Consider the following 1,063-nt stretch of genomic DNA (forward strand, 5'->3'; position numbering starts at 1 on the left):
ATGAATGTAGGAGCGTTATCTAGTTTTGAGGGAATGAATCCTTCAACATAGTCTAGTGGCGATAGCGAAGAGGTCACACCCGTTCCCATACCGAACACGGAAGTTAAGCTCTTCAGCGCCGATGGTAGTTGGGACTTTGTCCCTGTGAGAGTAGGACGTCGCTAGGCTTATTATTTTATTATCGCGGGGTGGAGCAACGAGCGTTGCACCATTGAAAAAACTGCGAGTTGTCCCGACGGACTTAGCTTCTAGAGTTAGCTAGCAGAGGAAGGGACAGTCTTGTGCTAAACATGCGCATGACAAATACTGTATATATTTTTATTATCGCGGGGTGGAGCAGTCTGGTAGCTCGTCGGGCTCATAACCCGAAGGTCGTAGGTTCAAATCCTGCCCCCGCAACCAATTGGTCCCGTGGTGTAGCGGTTAACATGCCTGCCTGTCACGCAGGAGATCGCCGGTTCGATCCCGGTCGGGACCGCCATATTTACAAACACACGAAACTTTAGGTTTCGTTTTTTTATTTTCTTGAAGTAATTTAAAATGTAGTATCTGCCACAATATTTAATGTTGTGGTTTTTTCATATTATGGGAATAATACTTTTAGTAAGAGTTATCAAGAAGAAACCGTAAATATAGATGGATATACATAGAGTGTTTAATAAAATTAAATGAAGGGGAAATTGGGGGAAGTGCTCCACTCCAAATCCTCTCATTGGAGTAATGAAGGGGAAAAGAAGCGACGAGTTTTATCCAAATCCTTTTCATTGGGGTTATGAAGAGGAAAAGAAGCGAAGAGTTTTATCCAAATCCTTTTCATTGGGGTTATGAAGGGGAAAAGAAGCGAAGAGTTTTATCCAAATCCTTTTCATCGAGCTTATGAAGACCAAAAAGCACCGATCACAACACCCAAAAGGTTATCATCAAGCAAATGAAGACCAAAAAGCACCGATCACAACACCAAAAAGGTTATCATCAAGCAAATAAAGACCTGAACGCAGCCAGCGCCCCGACGAAAAGCCCTTAATCAACACAATGATCCAAATGCTGTCTCTTATACACATCT

Annotated in this window: 2 tRNA genes and 1 rRNA gene; all 3 read left to right on the forward strand. The window is 42.8% G+C overall.

Annotated features, from left to right (window positions below):
- The first annotated feature begins 51 nt into the window (after positions 1 to 51).
- The 3 genes from rrf to E1I69_RS24190 all read left to right on the forward strand — a co-directional run bounded on the left by rrf (position 52) and on the right by E1I69_RS24190 (position 481).
- Positions 52 to 167 (forward strand): 5S ribosomal RNA (rrf, locus tag E1I69_RS24180).
- A gap of 158 nt (positions 168 to 325) precedes the next feature.
- Positions 326 to 402, forward strand: a tRNA-Met gene (locus tag E1I69_RS24185).
- Between the two features lie 3 nt (positions 403 to 405).
- A tRNA-Asp gene (locus E1I69_RS24190) sits at positions 406 to 481 on the forward strand.
- Positions 482 to 1,063: the final 582 nt, after the last annotated feature.

The sequence above is a fragment of the Bacillus timonensis genome (assembly GCF_004799755.1).
In the GTDB taxonomy this organism is placed as follows: Bacteria; Bacillota; Bacilli; order Bacillales; family Bacillaceae_L; genus Ferdinandcohnia; species Ferdinandcohnia timonensis_A.